The sequence below is a fragment of the Streptomyces sp. NPDC001851 genome, assembly GCF_040297165.1.
Taxonomy (GTDB): domain Bacteria; phylum Actinomycetota; class Actinomycetes; order Streptomycetales; family Streptomycetaceae; genus Streptomyces.
This window is the reverse complement of record NZ_JBEOYR010000019.1, coordinates 1-14,209: the sequence shown is the minus strand read 5'-3', so window position 1 is coordinate 14,209 and position 14,209 is coordinate 1. Positions and strand designations below refer to the sequence as shown.

13 protein-coding genes and 2 pseudogenes are annotated in these 14,209 nt (G+C 70.8%); 11 read left to right on the top strand and 4 right to left on the bottom strand.

Annotated features, from left to right (window positions below; all coding sequences use genetic code 11):
• Positions 1–15: 15 nt before the first annotated feature.
• From ABT171_RS26495 to ABT171_RS26485, 3 genes are read left to right on the top strand one after another with little or no spacing between them, the layout of a single operon-like run.
• Positions 16–198 carry an MbtH family protein gene (locus ABT171_RS26495; RefSeq protein WP_351248184.1) on the top strand — a complete coding sequence of 61 codons (183 nt, stop codon included), beginning with the start codon at positions 16–18 and terminating at the stop codon, positions 196–198.
• Positions 188–2,113, top strand: coding sequence for a S9 family peptidase (locus ABT171_RS26490; protein WP_351247945.1), 1,926 nt, complete (start codon positions 188–190; stop codon positions 2,111–2,113). Before ABT171_RS26495 ends, ABT171_RS26490 begins: the two co-directional genes overlap by 11 nt.
• 23 nt (positions 2,114–2,136) lie before the next feature.
• Complete coding sequence (locus ABT171_RS26485; protein ID WP_351247943.1) at positions 2,137–3,234, top strand: ornithine cyclodeaminase family protein; 1,098 nt, start codon at positions 2,137–2,139, stop codon at positions 3,232–3,234.
• A gap of 109 nt (positions 3,235–3,343) precedes the next feature.
• Here the strand turns inward: ABT171_RS26485 and ABT171_RS26480 are convergent, their stop codons facing one another.
• Positions 3,344–4,213 (bottom strand): trypsin-like serine peptidase, encoded by an 870-nt coding sequence (locus ABT171_RS26480; RefSeq protein WP_351247941.1) that lies wholly within the window; start codon positions 4,211–4,213, stop codon positions 3,344–3,346.
• A gap of 372 nt (positions 4,214–4,585) precedes the next feature.
• Here ABT171_RS26480 and ABT171_RS26475 point away from each other — a divergent pair, with 372 nt between their 5' ends.
• Positions 4,586–5,833, top strand: a complete 1,248-nt coding sequence (locus ABT171_RS26475; protein ID WP_351247939.1) for a S53 family peptidase — start codon at positions 4,586–4,588, stop codon at positions 5,831–5,833.
• 76 nt (positions 5,834–5,909) lie between these two features.
• On the opposite strand, the gene ABT171_RS26470 is transcribed toward ABT171_RS26475, so the two are convergent.
• On the bottom strand, positions 5,910–6,308 hold the full coding sequence (locus tag ABT171_RS26470; protein WP_351247937.1) for an ArsR/SmtB family transcription factor: 399 nt from the start codon (positions 6,306–6,308) through the stop codon (positions 5,910–5,912).
• A gap of 96 nt (positions 6,309–6,404) precedes the next feature.
• Between ABT171_RS26470 and ABT171_RS26465 the strand changes: the two are divergent.
• The 5 genes and pseudogenes from ABT171_RS26465 to ABT171_RS26445 form a co-directional block, all read left to right on the top strand.
• Positions 6,405–7,376, top strand: a pseudogene (locus ABT171_RS26465) (HAD-IC family P-type ATPase); the annotation flags it as partial.
• Between the two features lie 76 nt (positions 7,377–7,452).
• Positions 7,453–8,391 (top strand): metal ABC transporter ATP-binding protein, encoded by a 939-nt coding sequence (locus tag ABT171_RS26460; RefSeq protein WP_351247935.1) that lies wholly within the window; start codon positions 7,453–7,455, stop codon positions 8,389–8,391.
• Positions 8,378–9,289, top strand: coding sequence for a metal ABC transporter permease (locus ABT171_RS26455; protein ID WP_351247933.1), 912 nt, complete (start codon positions 8,378–8,380; stop codon positions 9,287–9,289). Before ABT171_RS26460 ends, ABT171_RS26455 begins: the two co-directional genes overlap by 14 nt.
• On the top strand, positions 9,286–10,170 hold the full coding sequence (locus ABT171_RS26450) for a metal ABC transporter permease (protein ID WP_351247931.1): 885 nt from the start codon (positions 9,286–9,288) through the stop codon (positions 10,168–10,170). Before ABT171_RS26455 ends, ABT171_RS26450 begins: the two co-directional genes overlap by 4 nt.
• A 13-nt stretch (positions 10,171–10,183) precedes the next feature.
• Positions 10,184–10,642 (top strand): Fur family transcriptional regulator, encoded by a 459-nt coding sequence (locus ABT171_RS26445; protein WP_351247929.1) that lies wholly within the window; start codon positions 10,184–10,186, stop codon positions 10,640–10,642.
• Positions 10,643–10,733: 91 nt separating this feature from the next.
• On the opposite strand, the pseudogene ABT171_RS26440 reads toward ABT171_RS26445, so the two are convergent.
• Positions 10,734–10,973, bottom strand: a pseudogene (locus ABT171_RS26440) (cation transporter); the annotation flags it as partial.
• Between the two features lie 47 nt (positions 10,974–11,020).
• On the opposite strand from ABT171_RS26440, the gene rpmF reads away from it, so the two are divergent.
• Together rpmF and ABT171_RS26430 are read left to right on the top strand one after the other, a co-directional pair.
• Entirely contained in the window at positions 11,021–11,191 is a 171-nt protein-coding gene (rpmF, locus tag ABT171_RS26435) for a 50S ribosomal protein L32 (protein ID WP_067052544.1), read from the top strand.
• Positions 11,192–11,197: 6 nt separating this feature from the next.
• Positions 11,198–12,382: a GTP-binding protein gene (locus ABT171_RS26430; protein WP_351247926.1), complete on the top strand. Its 1,185-nt coding sequence runs from the start codon at positions 11,198–11,200 to the stop codon at positions 12,380–12,382.
• Positions 12,383–12,622: 240 nt separating this feature from the next.
• Here ABT171_RS26430 and ABT171_RS26425 read toward each other — a convergent pair.
• The coding region (locus ABT171_RS26425) for a putative Ig domain-containing protein (protein WP_351247924.1) at positions 12,623–14,209 on the bottom strand (1,587 nt) is incomplete at its 5' end.

The window sequence follows — 14,209 nt, the reverse complement described above, 5'->3', positions numbered from 1 at the left end:
GAACAGCAGCAGTTCATGGTGGTCCTGAACCACGAGGAGCAGTACTCGATCTGGTTCGCGGACCGCGAGCCCCCGGCCGGCTGGACCGCGGAGGGAACGACCGGCACCAAGACCGAGTGCCTGGCCCACATCGACAAGGTCTGGACCGACATGCGGCCGCTCACCCTGCGCCAGGCGATGGACCGCGATGCCGGATAGCCCCGAGACGGCCCGGACCGCGCTGCCCTTCGGCACCTGGCCGTCCCCGATCACGGCCGCAGCGGTCAGCGCGGCCATGCCCGCCATGAGCGCGCTCCACCTGGACGGCACGGACCTCTACTGGCTGGAGCGGCGCCCGGACTCCGGCCGTACGGTGGCCCTGCGCCGCACACCCGACGGCCGGGTGACGACCCTCACCGGAGAGGGCACGGACGTGCGGTCGTCCGTGTACGAGTACGGTGGCGGCGCCCTCCACGCGCACGGCGGCGTCGTCCACTACGTCAACGGTGTCGACCAGCGTGTGCACCGCCTGGACGACCGTGACGACCGTCCCCTCACCCCCGACCACGGTCCCGGCACCGCACACCGCTACGCCGACCTGCGGGTCGTCCCCGGGGCGGCCGGGGACGTGGTCTGCGTACGGGAACGCCACGAGGACCGGGGCGTGGTGAACGACATCGTCAGGCTCGACGGCACGGGCGCCGCGGCGCCCACCGTCCTCGTCTCGGGCGACGACTTCTACGCCTCCCCACGGCCCAGCCCCGACGGCACCATGCTCGCCTGGCTGGCCTGGGATCACCCGGACATGCCCTGGACGGGCAGCCGGCTGTGGCTCGGCCGGCTCGGTGCCGACGGCACCGTCTGCGATGCCCGGCCGATCACCGGTGGCCATGGTGAATCGGTGTTCCAGCCGGACTGGAGCCCGGACGGTGTCCTGCACTTCGTCACGGACCGCAGCGGCTGGTGGAACCTCCACCGGCTGGGCGGCGCCGGCAGCGAACCGGTCCTGGAGATGCGGGCCGAGTTCGGCTGGCCCCAGTGGACCCTCGACCCGTCCGCCTACTGCTTCCTGGAACAGGGACGTATCGCCTGCCTCGTCATCCGCGACGGTGTCCAGCGGCTGGGCATCATCGAGCCCGGCCCCGTCGCCGAACTGCGCGATCTGCGGCTGCCGTACACCGGGTACCAGGCGATAGCCGGGAACCGGCACGGTCTGTACGCCATCGCCTCGGCCGCGGACCGGCCCCAGCAGCTCATCCGTGTCGACCCGGTCTCGTACCGTCATGAGATCCTCCGCACCCCCGGGACGGCCCTCGGCGCGCAGTGGCTGCAGAGCCCCGAGCCGCTCGGGATCACCGGGGAGGACGGCCGTACCGTCCACGGCCTCTTCCACCCGCCGAGACATCCGGGACACACGGGTCCGGCCGGCGCGCTGCCGCCGCTCATCCTGGTCTGCCATGGCGGCCCCACCACCCAGCTGCTGCCCGAGTACAGACCCGGCATCCAGTTCTGGACCAGCCGCGGCTTCGCCGTCTTCGAACTCAACTACCGGGGCAGCTCCGGTTGGGGGCGCTCCTACCGGGCGGCGCTGGACGGGCGCTGGGGTGTGGCGGACGTCGAGGACTGCGCCGCTGCCGCGCGGGGGATGGCCGCGCTGGGCCTGGTGGACGCCGACCGCATGGTCGTACGCGGCGGCAGCGCGGGCGGATTCACGGTACTCGCCACGCTGGCGGAGTCGGACATCTTCGCTGCCGGGGTCAGCTACTTCGGCATCTGCGATCTCCGGCTGCTGCGCGACAACACCCACAAGTTCGAGAAGGGCTCGCTGGAGGTGCTCGTAGGGCCCTGGCCCGAGGCGGCGGAGGAGTACCGGCGCCGTTCGCCGATCGAACGGTGCGACGAGATCTCCGCGCCGGTGCTGTTCCTGCACGGCCGGCAGGACCGGGTCGTACCGCCCGAGCAGTCCGCGCTGATGGCGGAACGCCTGACCGAGCGGGGTGTCCGTTCCGACACCGTCTTCTTCGACGACGAGGGGCACGGCTTCGGCAGGCAGGCGAGCGTCGTCGAGGCGCTGGAAAGCGAACTGCGCTTCTACACCGACGTGTTGCAGCTGCGGCCCATGAACGCAGAGTGACGAAAATGAACGGGGACGGAAACGTGGAACATCAGACCCTCGTACTCGGACAGTCCGACATCCACCGGATCGTCGACCTGGCCGGACGCGACCGCGTCATGGACGAGATGATCGACCGGCTGCACAGCGCGTTCTCGGCCGCACGGTCGGGGAAGTCCGTCACGCCCGCCCGCCAGGGCTTTCTGACGGGGACCCGGCGCACCGGTGTGCTCGAATGGATGCCCCACCATGACATCGGCAGCGCGATCACCGTCAAGACCGTGTCGTACGCGCCGGAAAACCCCAACGTGTTCGGACTTCCCACCATTCTGGGCACCATGGCGCGGTTCGACGACGAGACCGGCCACCTGCTGGCGCTCAGCGACGGTGTCCTGCCCACCGCGATCCGCACGGGCGCGGCATCGGCGGTGGCGACCCGGCTGCTCGCTCACCCGGAGAGCCGGGTGGTCGGACTGATCGGCGCCGGCGCCCAGGCGGTCACCCAGGTGCACGCGCTCTCCCGTGTCCTGCCCATCGACGAGGTGCTCGTCCACGACGTCGACGACGAGCGCAGCCACTCTCTCCCCAAGCGTCTGGAGTTCCTGGGGCTCGACGTCCGGGTCGCCGCTCCGGACGACATCGAGTCCCGCGCGGACGTGATCTGCACCGCGACCTCGGTGGACGTCGGCGACGGCCCAGTCCTGACCGGAACGCGGCTGAAGGCGCACGCGCACATCAACGCCATCGGCGCCGACCTCCCCGGCAAGGTGGAGATTCCGGCGGCGGTGCTCAAGGACGCGTTCGTCTGCCCCGACCACCTGGAACAGGCGATGCGGGAAGGCGAATGCCAGCAACTCGCCCCCGAGGACATCGGCCCGAGCATTCTTGAGCTCGCGTCCGACCCGTCACGCGCGGAACCACTACGGTTCTCCCGGACCGTCTTCGACTCCACTGGATTCGCTCTCGAAGACCACGTCGCCTTCGACGTCTTCCACGACTTCGCCCAGCGTTTCGGCGTCGGCCAGAGGATTCGCCTCGAATCGGTCCCGTCCGACGTGCTGAACCCGTACGACCCCGTACCGGCCATCGAGTGGTACGCCGAGACGTGCGCGACGGTCGGCGGCGATGTGCCGGGGCGATGAGACGGGCCTCCGCGGTGGTGAGCGAGGCGTGTGAAGAGCCGGACTCCGAAACCACGGGCGGCGATCCGGACGTCCTCACCGGCGACCGCCTCGCCGGTATGAACTCGGCTCAGTCCTCGTCCTGGGCGCGCCGGTAGAGCTTGGCGATGTCGTCGTCGAAGTACGCGGCGTAGGAGACGTCGTCCTGGTCGCCGCCACCCTCGTGGCCGCCCAGGACGCCGATGACCGTGCCGGTGTGGCTCTCGGGGTCGTAGTCGGTGAGCCAGGGGCTGCCGCTGGTGCCGTCCGCGAGGTCGGTGCACTCGATGCGCAGCTGGGTGTCGCTGAACTTCGTGGTGCGGTTCTGGCAGGAGATGGGGGTGTCACGACTGGTGGGATAGCCGGTGATCTTGACCTTGTGGTCGAAGCCGCGGTTCGTGCCGAGGGTGTTGCCGCCCAGGAGGTCCTGGATGTCCTTGCCGTCCTTCTGGTCGACGACGAGGAAGGCGACGTCGAGGTCCTCGTCCTGCGACTTCGCCCAGCGGTCGTCGACGACCACCTTGCTGACCTTCCACAGGCCGCTGGGTTCCTTGCCGTCGCGGTAGCCGGGGGCGAAGACCAGGTCGTTCACCGGCTGTCCGGAGTCGGCGTCGAAGGCGCAGTGGGCGGCGGTGATCAGCATGTTCCGGCCCGGACTCCGCACCACGCTCGCCGTGCAGAAGTGGGCGCCCTGGTCGTCCTTCTCGAAGACCGCGCCGATCCGGGCGTTCTCCGCGGTCCTGCGGGGGGTGTACGAGGTGCCGTCCTTGGCCGGGGCCGTCGCGGAGAGGGCCTGGTCCTGGTCCTGCGGGTACTGGCCCGGCTCGCCGGACTTGCCGAAGCCGCTGCGCCAGCTGCTTCCGGCCGTGTGGGTCACCCCCGCGGCGTCGCCGACCACTGCGGCTGCCCCGACGATGACCAGCGTCAGGGGCAGGATGGATTTCCTGGCTAGCGAGCGCACAAGGTCATTATCGACGCCGGACGGGAATTCGGGGCTCGTTCACCGGGAGGATCCCGTCACAGTCCACCGTCCCGAGGGCATTCAACGCCGGTTCACCCGCTCACCGCGGCAGCCTCACAAGACCTGCATCGGCATGGCCTTGACCAGCGCGAGAAGGCGGCCGCATGGTGAACCGACCAGTCCGCGGCCGACCTGACACGCCGTCTGTCCATGCTGTTTTCCGTCATGTCTGGCGCTTCCACAACACCCTGAAACCGCCCGAAACCGCACGGAGGCTTGATGCACCCAAGCGAGATACCCTCCGGATCCCCGGTGATCCACCGCCACCGACCGAGACGACAGGTGCGGCGAACGGCAGCTGCCCTCACCGCGATGCTCACCGTCACCGTCACCGCTCTCACCGTCGGCCTGGCCACCGGTGTCCAGGCCGCGGCTCTCTCGTCCACCCCGGGTGCGTCCGCCTCCGCGGGTACGGCGGGCTTCGGCTGTGTCCATCCCCTGGAAGCGGGACAAGCCCGTTGTTTCGGGGTCTTGAAGGCCCACCGCACCACCTCGGGCCGCATGTCACCGTTCACCGCCGGATCCCCGAGCACGATGGGGTACGTATCGTCCGATCTGCGTTCCGCCTACAAACTGGGCGGGACCTCGGGAGCGGGCCGGACGGTGGCGATCGTCGACGCCATGGACGATCCGAACGCGGAGGCCGACCTGGCCGCGTACCGCAGGTCCTACGGTCTGCCGTCGTGCACCACCTCCAACGGCTGCTTCCGCAAGGTGAATCAGAGCGGTCACGCATCGCCGTTGCCCCCGGGTGACTACGGATGGGCCGAGGAGATCAGCCTCGACCTCGACATGGTCTCGGCCGCCTGCCCTGGCTGCCACATCCTGCTGGTCGAGGCGAAGTCGGCGAACGTCGCGGCTCTCATGACGGCCGCGGACACCGCCGCCACCACACCGGGCGTCGTCTCCGTCTCCAACAGCTGGGGCGGGTCCGAGGACAACACCATCACCTCCCTCGACTCGCACTTCCGCCACCCCGGCGTCGCGATCACAGCGAGCTCGGGTGACTCCGGTTACGGCGTCTCCTGGCCGGCCTCCTCCCGGTACGTCACGGCCGTGGGCGGCACCTCGCTGAGCAAGGCGTCCAACTCCCGCGGCTGGACCGAGGCCGCCTGGAGCGGCGCGGGCTCGGGCTGCTCGGCGTACGAGGCCAAGCCGTCCTGGCAGCATGACTCCGGCTGCGCCCAGCGCGCCGTGGCCGACGTGTCCGCGGTCGCCGATCCCACCACCGGGGTGGCGGTCTACGACACGTACAGCAGCTGCGGCGGCGCGTTGTTGTGCGACACCGAGCTTCAACTCGGTCTCGCACAGGGGGCCGACGGATGGGTGGAAGCCGGCGGCACCAGCGTCTCGTCGCCGATCATCGCCAGCGTCTACGCACTGGCCGGGAACACCTCCCGGGTCGTCAACGGCTCGTATCCGTACAGCCACAAGTCGGCGCTCAACGATGTCACTTCGGGCAGCAACGGCTCCTGCGGCGGCACTTACCTGTGCACGGCGCGTCCGGGTTACGACGGGCCGACCGGTCTCGGCACGCCCAACGGCACCGGCGCCTTCTGACGGCAACGTCCCCTGCCCTGTCCCGGCCCTCCAGCGGGCCGTGGACACACGCTCCACGCGGTTCCCGGCCTGGCGGTCAGCGGTTCACGCCGGGCGTGGGCTCCTCCGCATGGTCCGCGTCCGAGGCGTCGCTGAGCCCGAGGCGCTGGTGCTCGATGTGGTAGACGGCCTGGTCGAGGAGTTCGGCGACGTGGTTGTCGTAGAGGGCGTAGATCACCGAGCGGCCCTGGCGCCGGCCGACGACGAGGCCGAGGTTGCGCAGCAGGCGCAGCTGGTGGGAGCAGGCGGACTGTTCCATGCCGACCTCGGTGGCGAGTTCGGTGGCGGCGCAGGGGCCTTCCCGCAGGCGGGAGAGGATCAGCAGCCGGGAGGGGGTGGCGAGGGCCTGGAGGGTGGTGGCCACCCGGGCGGCGCTGTCCGCGTCCAGGCGGGTGTGCGGGACGGGGGTGTTCGCGGGAGCTGCTCCATGGCCCATGGGGGCCATCATACAAGCGACACTTGAAGAGGTCTTCATATGTACCTGTATGGTGGCTGGTTCGAACCGTCCTGCCCTCCCGAAGGGTTCTTCGTCATGTCTTCCACCCTGACCGAGCGGCCCGCGCCCACCGTGACCGCGCACCCGGATGCCACCCCACGGCGGCGGACCCGGGTCTTCGCGCTGCCCGAGGCCCGCTGGGCCGCGGCGGCCACGGTGCTGTTCCTGCTGGCCCTGCCGATGCAGCTGACCGGCGCACCCGCCTGGGTGTGGGGATCGCTGTACGGGCTCGCCTACGCCGCCGGCGGCTGGGAGCCCGCACTGGCCGGGCTGCGGGCGCTGCGGGAGAGGACCCTCGACGTCGACCTGCTGATGATCGTGGCCGCACTCGGGGCGGCCGCCGTCGGCCAGATGATGGACGGCGCCCTGCTGATCGTCATCTTCGCCACCTCCGGCGCCCTGGAGGCCCTGGCCACCGCCCGCACCGCCGACTCGGTGCGCGGCCTGCTCGACCTTGCCCCCGCCACCGCGACCCGGCTGCGCGGCGACGGCGGCGAGGAGACCGTGCCCACCACCGAGCTCGCCGTCGGCGACACCGTGCTGGTCCGGCCCGGCGAGCGCATCGGCGCCGACGGCCGCGTGCTGGACGGGGCGAGCGAGGTCGACCAGGCCACCATCACCGGCGAGCCGCTGCCCGTCACCAAGGAGCCGGGCGACGAGGTGTTCGCCGGCACCCTCAACGGCACCGGCGCCCTCCGCGTCCGCGTCGAGCGGGACGCCTCCGACTCGGTGATCGCCCGGATCGTGCAGATGGTCGAGGAGGCGTCCGAGACCAAGGCGCCCACGCAGTTGTTCATCGAGAAGGTCGAGCAGCGCTACTCGATCGGCATGGTGGCGGCCACACTGGCCGTGTTCGCGGTGCCGCTCGCGTTCGGCGCCGCGCTGACCGGCTCGCTGCTGCGGGCCATGACCTTCATGATCGTCGCCTCGCCGTGCGCGGTGGTGCTGGCGACCATGCCGCCGCTGCTGTCCGCGATCGCCAACGCCGGGCGCCACGGTGTCCTCGTTCCAGCAGTGGCAGACCACCCAGCTGCAGGGCATCGAGCAGGCCCTGGCCAAGGCCACCGGGAAGTGAGCTGAAGCCATGAACCCGATAGCGAAGGTCCGCGAAGCCGTCACCCACGCGGTGCCCACTGCGCCCGCCCAGCGCAGCGGCGGCCACGAGGCGGTCGCGGGAGAGGGAAGCGGCCCAGTGGTCGACCTGCGCGGGGCCGCCGTGCGGGTCGGCGGCCGGATGCTGTGGTCGGGTGTGGATCTTCGCATCGGGGCCGGCGAGTTCACCGCCGTGCTCGGCCCCAACGGCGTCGGCAAGTCCACCATGATCAAGGTCCTGCTCGGCGCCCTGCCCGCGGCGGCCGGTGAGGTTCGGGTGCTCGGCGCCCGGCCCGGGCAGGCCAACGAGCGCATCGGCTATCTGCCGCAGCGCCGCAGCTTCGACGCCAACCTGCGCATCCGCGGCATCGACGTGGTGCGCATGGGCCTGGACGGCGACCGCTGGGGGGTACCGCTGCCCCTCCCGAGTGCGCGTCGGCGGGCCGCCCGCGCGCGGGTGGACGAGGTGATCGAGCTGGTCGGGGCGGCGGCGTACGCGCACCGGCCGATCGGGCAGTGTTCCGGCGGCGAGCAGCAGCGGCTGCTGATCGCCCAGGCACTGGTCCGCAGGCCCGAACTGCTCCTGCTCGACGAGCCGTTGGACAGCCTCGACCTGCCCAACCAGAGCGCGGTCGCGGCGCTGATCGGGCGCATTTGCCACCGGGAGGGCGTGTCGGTGGTCATGGTCGCCCATGACGTGAACCCGATACTCCACCACCTGGACCGGGTGGTGTACCTGGCCGAGGGCGGAGCCGCCGCCGGAACCCCGACCGAGGTCATCACCTCCGGGACACTGACCCGGCTGTACGGCACTCCGGTCGAGGTGCTGCGGACCTCGGACGGGCGGCTGGTCGTGGTGGGACAGCCGGAGCCACCGGCCGTACACACCGACCGGCACGACACCCCGGGGAGCGGTCATGCTGCTGGCTGAGACAGGGGCACCAACCTGGTCGTGGAACCTCCTGACCGACTTCCAGGACATGTGGTCCTACCCCTTCATGGTCAACGCGTTCCGCGCGGGCGCGGTCGTGGCCGTGGTCTCGGCGGTCGTGGGGTGGTTCGTGGTGCTGCGCCGGCAGACGTTCGCCGCGCACACCGTCTCCGCCGTCGCCTTCCCCGGCGCCGCCGGGGCGCTCCTGCTCGGGTTCAGCGCGGTCTACGGCTACTTCACGCTGTGCGTGGCCGCCGCGCTGGTCATCGCCGCCCTGCGCGGCGGCGGTGAGCACGAGGAGTCGGCGCTGACCGGGACCGTGCAGGCGTTCCTCCTCGCGTCCGGGTTCCTGTTCACCGCCCTGTACAGAGGGCTGCTGGAGGGGCCGCAGACCATCCTCTTCGGCACCTTCCTGGGAATCACCTCCTCCCAGGTGACCGTGCTGACGGTGGCCGGCGCGGTGGTCCTCGCGGTGCTGGCGCTGATCGGACGGCCGCTGCTGTTCGCGTCCGTCGACCCGCAGGTGGCCGCCGGACGCGGGGTGCCGGTCCGCGCCCTGTCGGTGGTCTTCCTCGTCCTGCTCGGTGCGGCCACCGCCGAGACGAGCCAGATCACCGGAACCCTGCTGGTCTTCGCCCTCATGGTCATCCCGGCCGCCACCGCACAAGTCCTCACCGCCCGCCCGGCGTTGAGCCTCGTGCTGGCCGTCCTGCTGGCCTTCGCCGCCACCTGGCTGGGACTGACCGCCGCCTACTACTCGCCCTACCCCTTGGGCTTCTTCGTGGCGACCATCGCCTTCGCCGGATACCTGCTCGCGCTGGGCCGGCGCTCGCTGCGCGAGGTGCTCAACCGCACCCGGGCCGGGGCCACACCCACCGCCAAGGAGGCGATCGCATGACTGTCCTGCTCGCCGCCTCCCCGCTGTCCCACCCGTTCTTCCTGCACGCCTTCCTCGCCGGTACCGCCATCGCCGCCGCCTGCGGGCTGGTCGGCTACTTCCTGGTGCTGCGGGCCCAGGTCTTCACCGGCGACGCGCTCAGCCACGTCGCCTTCACCGGCGCGATGGCCGCCCTCGCCTTCGGCGCCGACCTTCGCCTCGGCCTGTTCGCCGCCACCATCGCCATGGCTCTGCTCTTCGGCGCCCTCGGCCGCAAGGCCCGGCCCGACGACGTGGTCATCGGGAGCGTCTTCTCCTGGATCCTGGGCCTGGGCGCCTTCTTCATCACCCTCTACACCACCTCGCGCAGCACCACGAACGGCACCGCCGGGGTGAGTGTGCTGTTCGGCTCCATCTTCGGCATCTCCTCCAATAGCGCAGTCGTCGCCGCTCTGGTGGCCGCAGGGGCCGGCCTGCTGGTGGTCCTCATCGCCCGACCGTTGCTGTTCGCCACGCTCGACGAGGCCGTGGCCGCGGCTCGTGGGGTACCGGTCCGGCTGCTCGGCTACGGCTTCCTCGCCCTGGCCGGCATCAGCGCCGCCGAGGCCACCCAGGCGGTCGGCTCCCTCCTCCTGCTCGGCCTGCTCGCCGCTCCCGCGGGCGCCGCGATCCGCCTCACCGACCGCCCCTACCGTGCACTCGCCCTCTCCGCCGGCCTGGCGGTACTGGAGATGTGGGCGGGGCTGTTCGCCTCGTACGCGGTGCCGAAGATGCCGCCGAGCTTCGCCATCATGGCCGCCGCCACGGCCGTATACGCCGCGACGTTCCTGATACGACAGCCCGCCTCCGACCCCCGTACGGCCGAACCTCTTACGCGAACCGCCGTCCCCACCGGCACATGAGCGAAGGCACCCGATGGCACCCGACCGCCAGTGCACCCCCATCCCGTCGCGCGACGTCACGCTGATCGGCCGCCTCACCCAGCAACGCACCACCGTGGTCGCGGCGCTCATCCGGGCCGACGGCTTTGTCGGCGCCCAGGCCCTCCACAACCAGCTCGTCGCCGCCGGTTCACCGGTCGGCCTCTCCACGGTCTACCGCACGCTGACCGCCCTGGCCGGCGTCGGCCGGGCCGACATGGTGCGCGACACCAGCGGTGAACGCCTCTTCCGCTACCGCCCGGGGCCCGAACACCGCCACTACCTCATCTGCACCGAATGCGGCCTGAGCCGGCCCGTCGACTCCGGCCCGGTGGAGGACTGGGCCGACACCATCGCACAGACCTCCGGCTTCGCGAACGTCCGGCACACGGTGGAGCTGTCCGGGGTGTGCCCGGACTGCGGCCCAGGGCAGGCGGCGGACGAGCGCCGGTGAACGCCGGCGTCGCTCCCTCTCCGGAGTGGTCTCCGTCAAGGGCAGCAGTCGCATCGCGGGGTACAGCCGCAGGCATCCGCCCCTGGTCGAGCACCGCGTGCTCGCGGGCGGAGAACTGCCAGGCGACGGTGGCGGCCGAGGAGACCTCGATGACGGAGTCGAGGCCGAAGCCGATCAGCGCGGTGGACGAAGCCAGGGTCCCGGCCGTGAGGGCGACGGCCGCCTCGACGGCGTTGTAGGTGATGGTCGCGGCGACCAGCAGCCGTATCCGCCGGGCAAGCACGCCGCGCCTGGCCGGGTCGGGGCCGACGGGCACACTTGGTAATGGTATTCATTTCCATATAGTCTCTGCTCGCCATCGCAACCAGGAGGACTCCCATGGCTGTTCCCAAGCGGAAGATGTCCCGCAGCAACACCCGCCACCGCCGCGCCCAGTGGAAAGCGACCACGCCGGCGCTCGTGCCGGTCACCGTCGACGGAGTGTCGTACCTGGTGCCGCAGCGGCTGGTGAAGGCGTACGAGCGCGGGCTGCTGCGCCCCGAGGGCTGAGCGTTGATGACGTACGGCACCTCCACCCGACTACCCGTCACCGTGCTGTCCGGATTCCTCGGCGCGGGCAAGACCACCCTCCTCAACCACATCCTCGGCAACCGCGAGGGACTGCGCGTCGCGGTCATCGTCAACGACATGAGCGAGGTCAACATCGACGCCGCCCTGGTGCGCGGCGGCGAAGCGGCCCTGTCGCGCACCGAGGAACGCCTGGTCGAGCTGACCAACGGCTGTATCTGCTGCACCCTGCGCGACGACCTGCTTGAGGAGGTCGACCGGCTGGCCCGCGAGGGCCGCTTCGACCACCTGCTCATCGAGTCGTCCGGCATCTCCGAACCCATGCCGGTCGCCGCGACCTTCGCCTTCGCCCGCGACGACGGCGCCACCCTCGGCGACCTCGCCCGCCTGGACACCATGGTCACCGTCGTGGACGCCGCGCACTTCCTGCCCGAGCTGGCAAGCGGTGACGAACTCGCCGAGCGCGGCCTGGACCAGTACGAGGACGACGAACGCACCGTCAGCGACCTGCTGATCGACCAGATCGAGTTCGCCGACGTCATCGTCCTCAACAAGCTCGACCTCGTCGACGAGGAGTCGGCCGACCGGCTGCGGGCGACGCTCACCCGCCTCAACCCGGCCGCACGCCTCATCCCGGCCGTCCACGGCCGCGTGCAGGTCGGCGACGTACTGGGCACGGGCCTGTTCGACCTGGAACGCGCCCAACAGGCCCCCGGCTGGGTGCGGGAACTCAACGGCGACCACATCCCCGAGACGGAGGAGTACGGCATCTCCTCGACCGTCTTCCGTGCCGAACTTCTCTTCCACCCCGGCCGGTTGTGGACCTTCGTGACCGAGGAACTCGACAGCGGCGCGTACGGACAGATCCTGCGCTCCAAGGGCTTCTTCACCCTCGCCAGCCGCCCGCACGTGACGGGCCTGTGGTCACAGGCCGGCTCCGTCGCACGCTTCGAACCCTCCGCCGCACGCGACCCCGACAGCCCCCAGTGCCAGGAACTGGTCTTCATCGGCACACACCTGCACGCGGACGTACTGCACGCGGCACTGACCGACTGCCTCATGGCCGACGGCGAGAGCCCGCCGCCCACGGACCCGTTCCCCACCTGGGACACCTACGGCATCGACGACCACTGCGAGCACGACGAGCATCCCGAACCCGTGGCGGGCGTCTGAGAAACCCGTGCCGGGCGGCGAACTCAGCCACGGCGCCGCCCGGCACGGCACGGACAACAAGACCTCCGGCTCAGGCGGACCCTGAAGCGTCCAGGGCAGCATTCAGGGCGCCGGACTGGATCTTCCCGCCAGGCCATGGCGTGACCAACAGCAGTCGGTAACACGGCACGCCAGGGGCTCACAACGGGGGCACCGCACGCGGACGGCTTCCGCGTGCGGTGCCCGGGCCGTAGCGGAAGATCAGCTGGTCGTCAGGGCGGTGTCGTCCACGACGAAGCTGGTCTGGAGGGAGGAGTCCTCCACGCCGTTGAACTTCAGGGTGACCGTCTGGCCCGCCAGCGAGGACAGGTCGAAGGTCTTCTGCGCGTACCCGGAGTTGTGGTTGAGGTTCGAGTACGTCGCCAGGGTGGTCGACCCGGCGGTGACCGTCAGCTTGTCGTACGCGGTGCTGCCGGTGGTCTCCGAGGTGTCGATGTGCAGGTAGAAGGTGAGCGTGGCCTTGCAGCCGGCCGGGATCGTCACCGACTGGGACAGCGTGTCGGTGTGCGAGGAGCCGTAGCCGTCCAGCCAAGCCTTGTACGAGCCGCTGTGCGCCGCCTCACCGGAGTCGTTGGTGATCACCCCGCTGGTCGCGGTCCAGCCGGTGCTGCCCGACTCGAAGCCGGGGTTTGCCAGCAGCTGGGAGGAGGTGCAGCCGCCACCGCCGGAGCCGACGGTCCAGGTGAACGAGGTCGAACCGGAGGCACCGGTGGAGTCCTTCGCGGTGACCGTGACCTGGTAGGTGCCGGCGGTGGACGCCGTACCGGAGATCAGGCCGGTGGAGCTGTTGATGGACAGCCCGGTCGGCAGGCCGGAAGCACTGTAGGTGAGGGCCGCGCCCGCGCTGTCGGTCGCCTTGATCTGCAGGCTCACCGAGCTGCCCGTGGTGGTCGACTGGCTGCCCGGGTTGGTGACGGTCACCGTGTTGCCGCCGGTGGAGCCGGCGGTGAAGGCGGCGGTGCCGTTCGGGGTGCCCCAGCCGGTCGGGCCGTCGTAGCCGGTGCCCGCAGTGCAGAAGTACGCCGGGGAGCAGGAGCCGTTGTTGCCGCTGGTGACGTCGTACAGGTTGCCGGTGTGCTGGTACGGGTACTTCGCCGGATAGTCGGTCGAGCCCGGGGTGCCCGCGAGGGCGTAGACGGAGGCGATGATCGGCGAGCTGGCGCTGGTGCCGCCGTAGACCGCCCAGCCGGAGCCGCCGTAGGTGTCGTAGACCGCCACGCCGGTGGCCGGGTCGGCGACCGCGGAGACGTCGGCCTCCATGCGCTTGGCGCAGCCGGAGTCGGTCTGCCAGCTCGGCTTCGGGTCGTAGGCGGAGCAGCCGGAGCCGGTGCCCTCGGTGGAGTTGGTGTGCCACACCGACTCGCTCCAGCCGCGGGAGTTGGAGGCGGTGGTGAGCGCGGTGCCGCCGACGGCCGTCACGTACTGGGAGGTCGCCGGGTACTCGGCGCCGTAGGCGGAGTCACCCGAGGAGACGGTGATCGCGACACCCGGGTGCTTGAAGTACGAGGTGTCGTCGCCGGTCTGGGAGGAGGACTCTCCGCCGCCCCAGCTGTTGGAGATGAACTTGGCGCCGAGTGCCACGGCCTCGTTCTCGGCGGCGCCGAGGTCGGCCATGGTCGCGGAGTTGGCCTCGACCAGGATGATGCTGCAGTTCGGGCAGACCGCGCTGACCATGTCGATGTCGAGCATCTCTTCACCGGCCCAGCCGGTGTCGTTGGTCGGCAGCTGGGTGGTGGAGCCGGTCTGGCTGACCTGCTTGAAGCAGCCGTTGGCCTTGGTGCAGGCGGA

Coding starts and splice junctions, on each gene's coding strand:
- ABT171_RS26450 (WP_351247931.1), top strand. CDS start 9,286: ATGACTGTCCTGCTCGCCGCCTCCCCGCTGTCCCACCCGTTCTTCCTG.
- ABT171_RS26455 (WP_351247933.1), top strand. CDS start 8,378: ATGCTGCTGGCTGAGACAGGGGCACCAACCTGGTCGTGGAACCTCCTG.
- ABT171_RS26460 (WP_351247935.1), top strand. CDS start 7,453: ATGAACCCGATAGCGAAGGTCCGCGAAGCCGTCACCCACGCGGTGCCC.
- ABT171_RS26490 (WP_351247945.1), top strand. CDS start 188: ATGCCGGATAGCCCCGAGACGGCCCGGACCGCGCTGCCCTTCGGCACC.
- ABT171_RS26495 (WP_351248184.1), top strand. CDS start 16: ATGGTGGTCCTGAACCACGAGGAGCAGTACTCGATCTGGTTCGCGGAC.
- ABT171_RS26470 (WP_351247937.1), bottom strand. CDS start 6,308: ATGGGCCATGGAGCAGCTCCCGCGAACACCCCCGTCCCGCACACCCGC.
- ABT171_RS26475 (WP_351247939.1), top strand. CDS start 4,586: ATGCTCACCGTCACCGTCACCGCTCTCACCGTCGGCCTGGCCACCGGT.
- ABT171_RS26430 (WP_351247926.1), top strand. CDS start 11,198: ATGACGTACGGCACCTCCACCCGACTACCCGTCACCGTGCTGTCCGGA.
- ABT171_RS26445 (WP_351247929.1), top strand. CDS start 10,184: ATGGCACCCGACCGCCAGTGCACCCCCATCCCGTCGCGCGACGTCACG.
- rpmF (WP_067052544.1), top strand. CDS start 11,021: ATGGCTGTTCCCAAGCGGAAGATGTCCCGCAGCAACACCCGCCACCGC.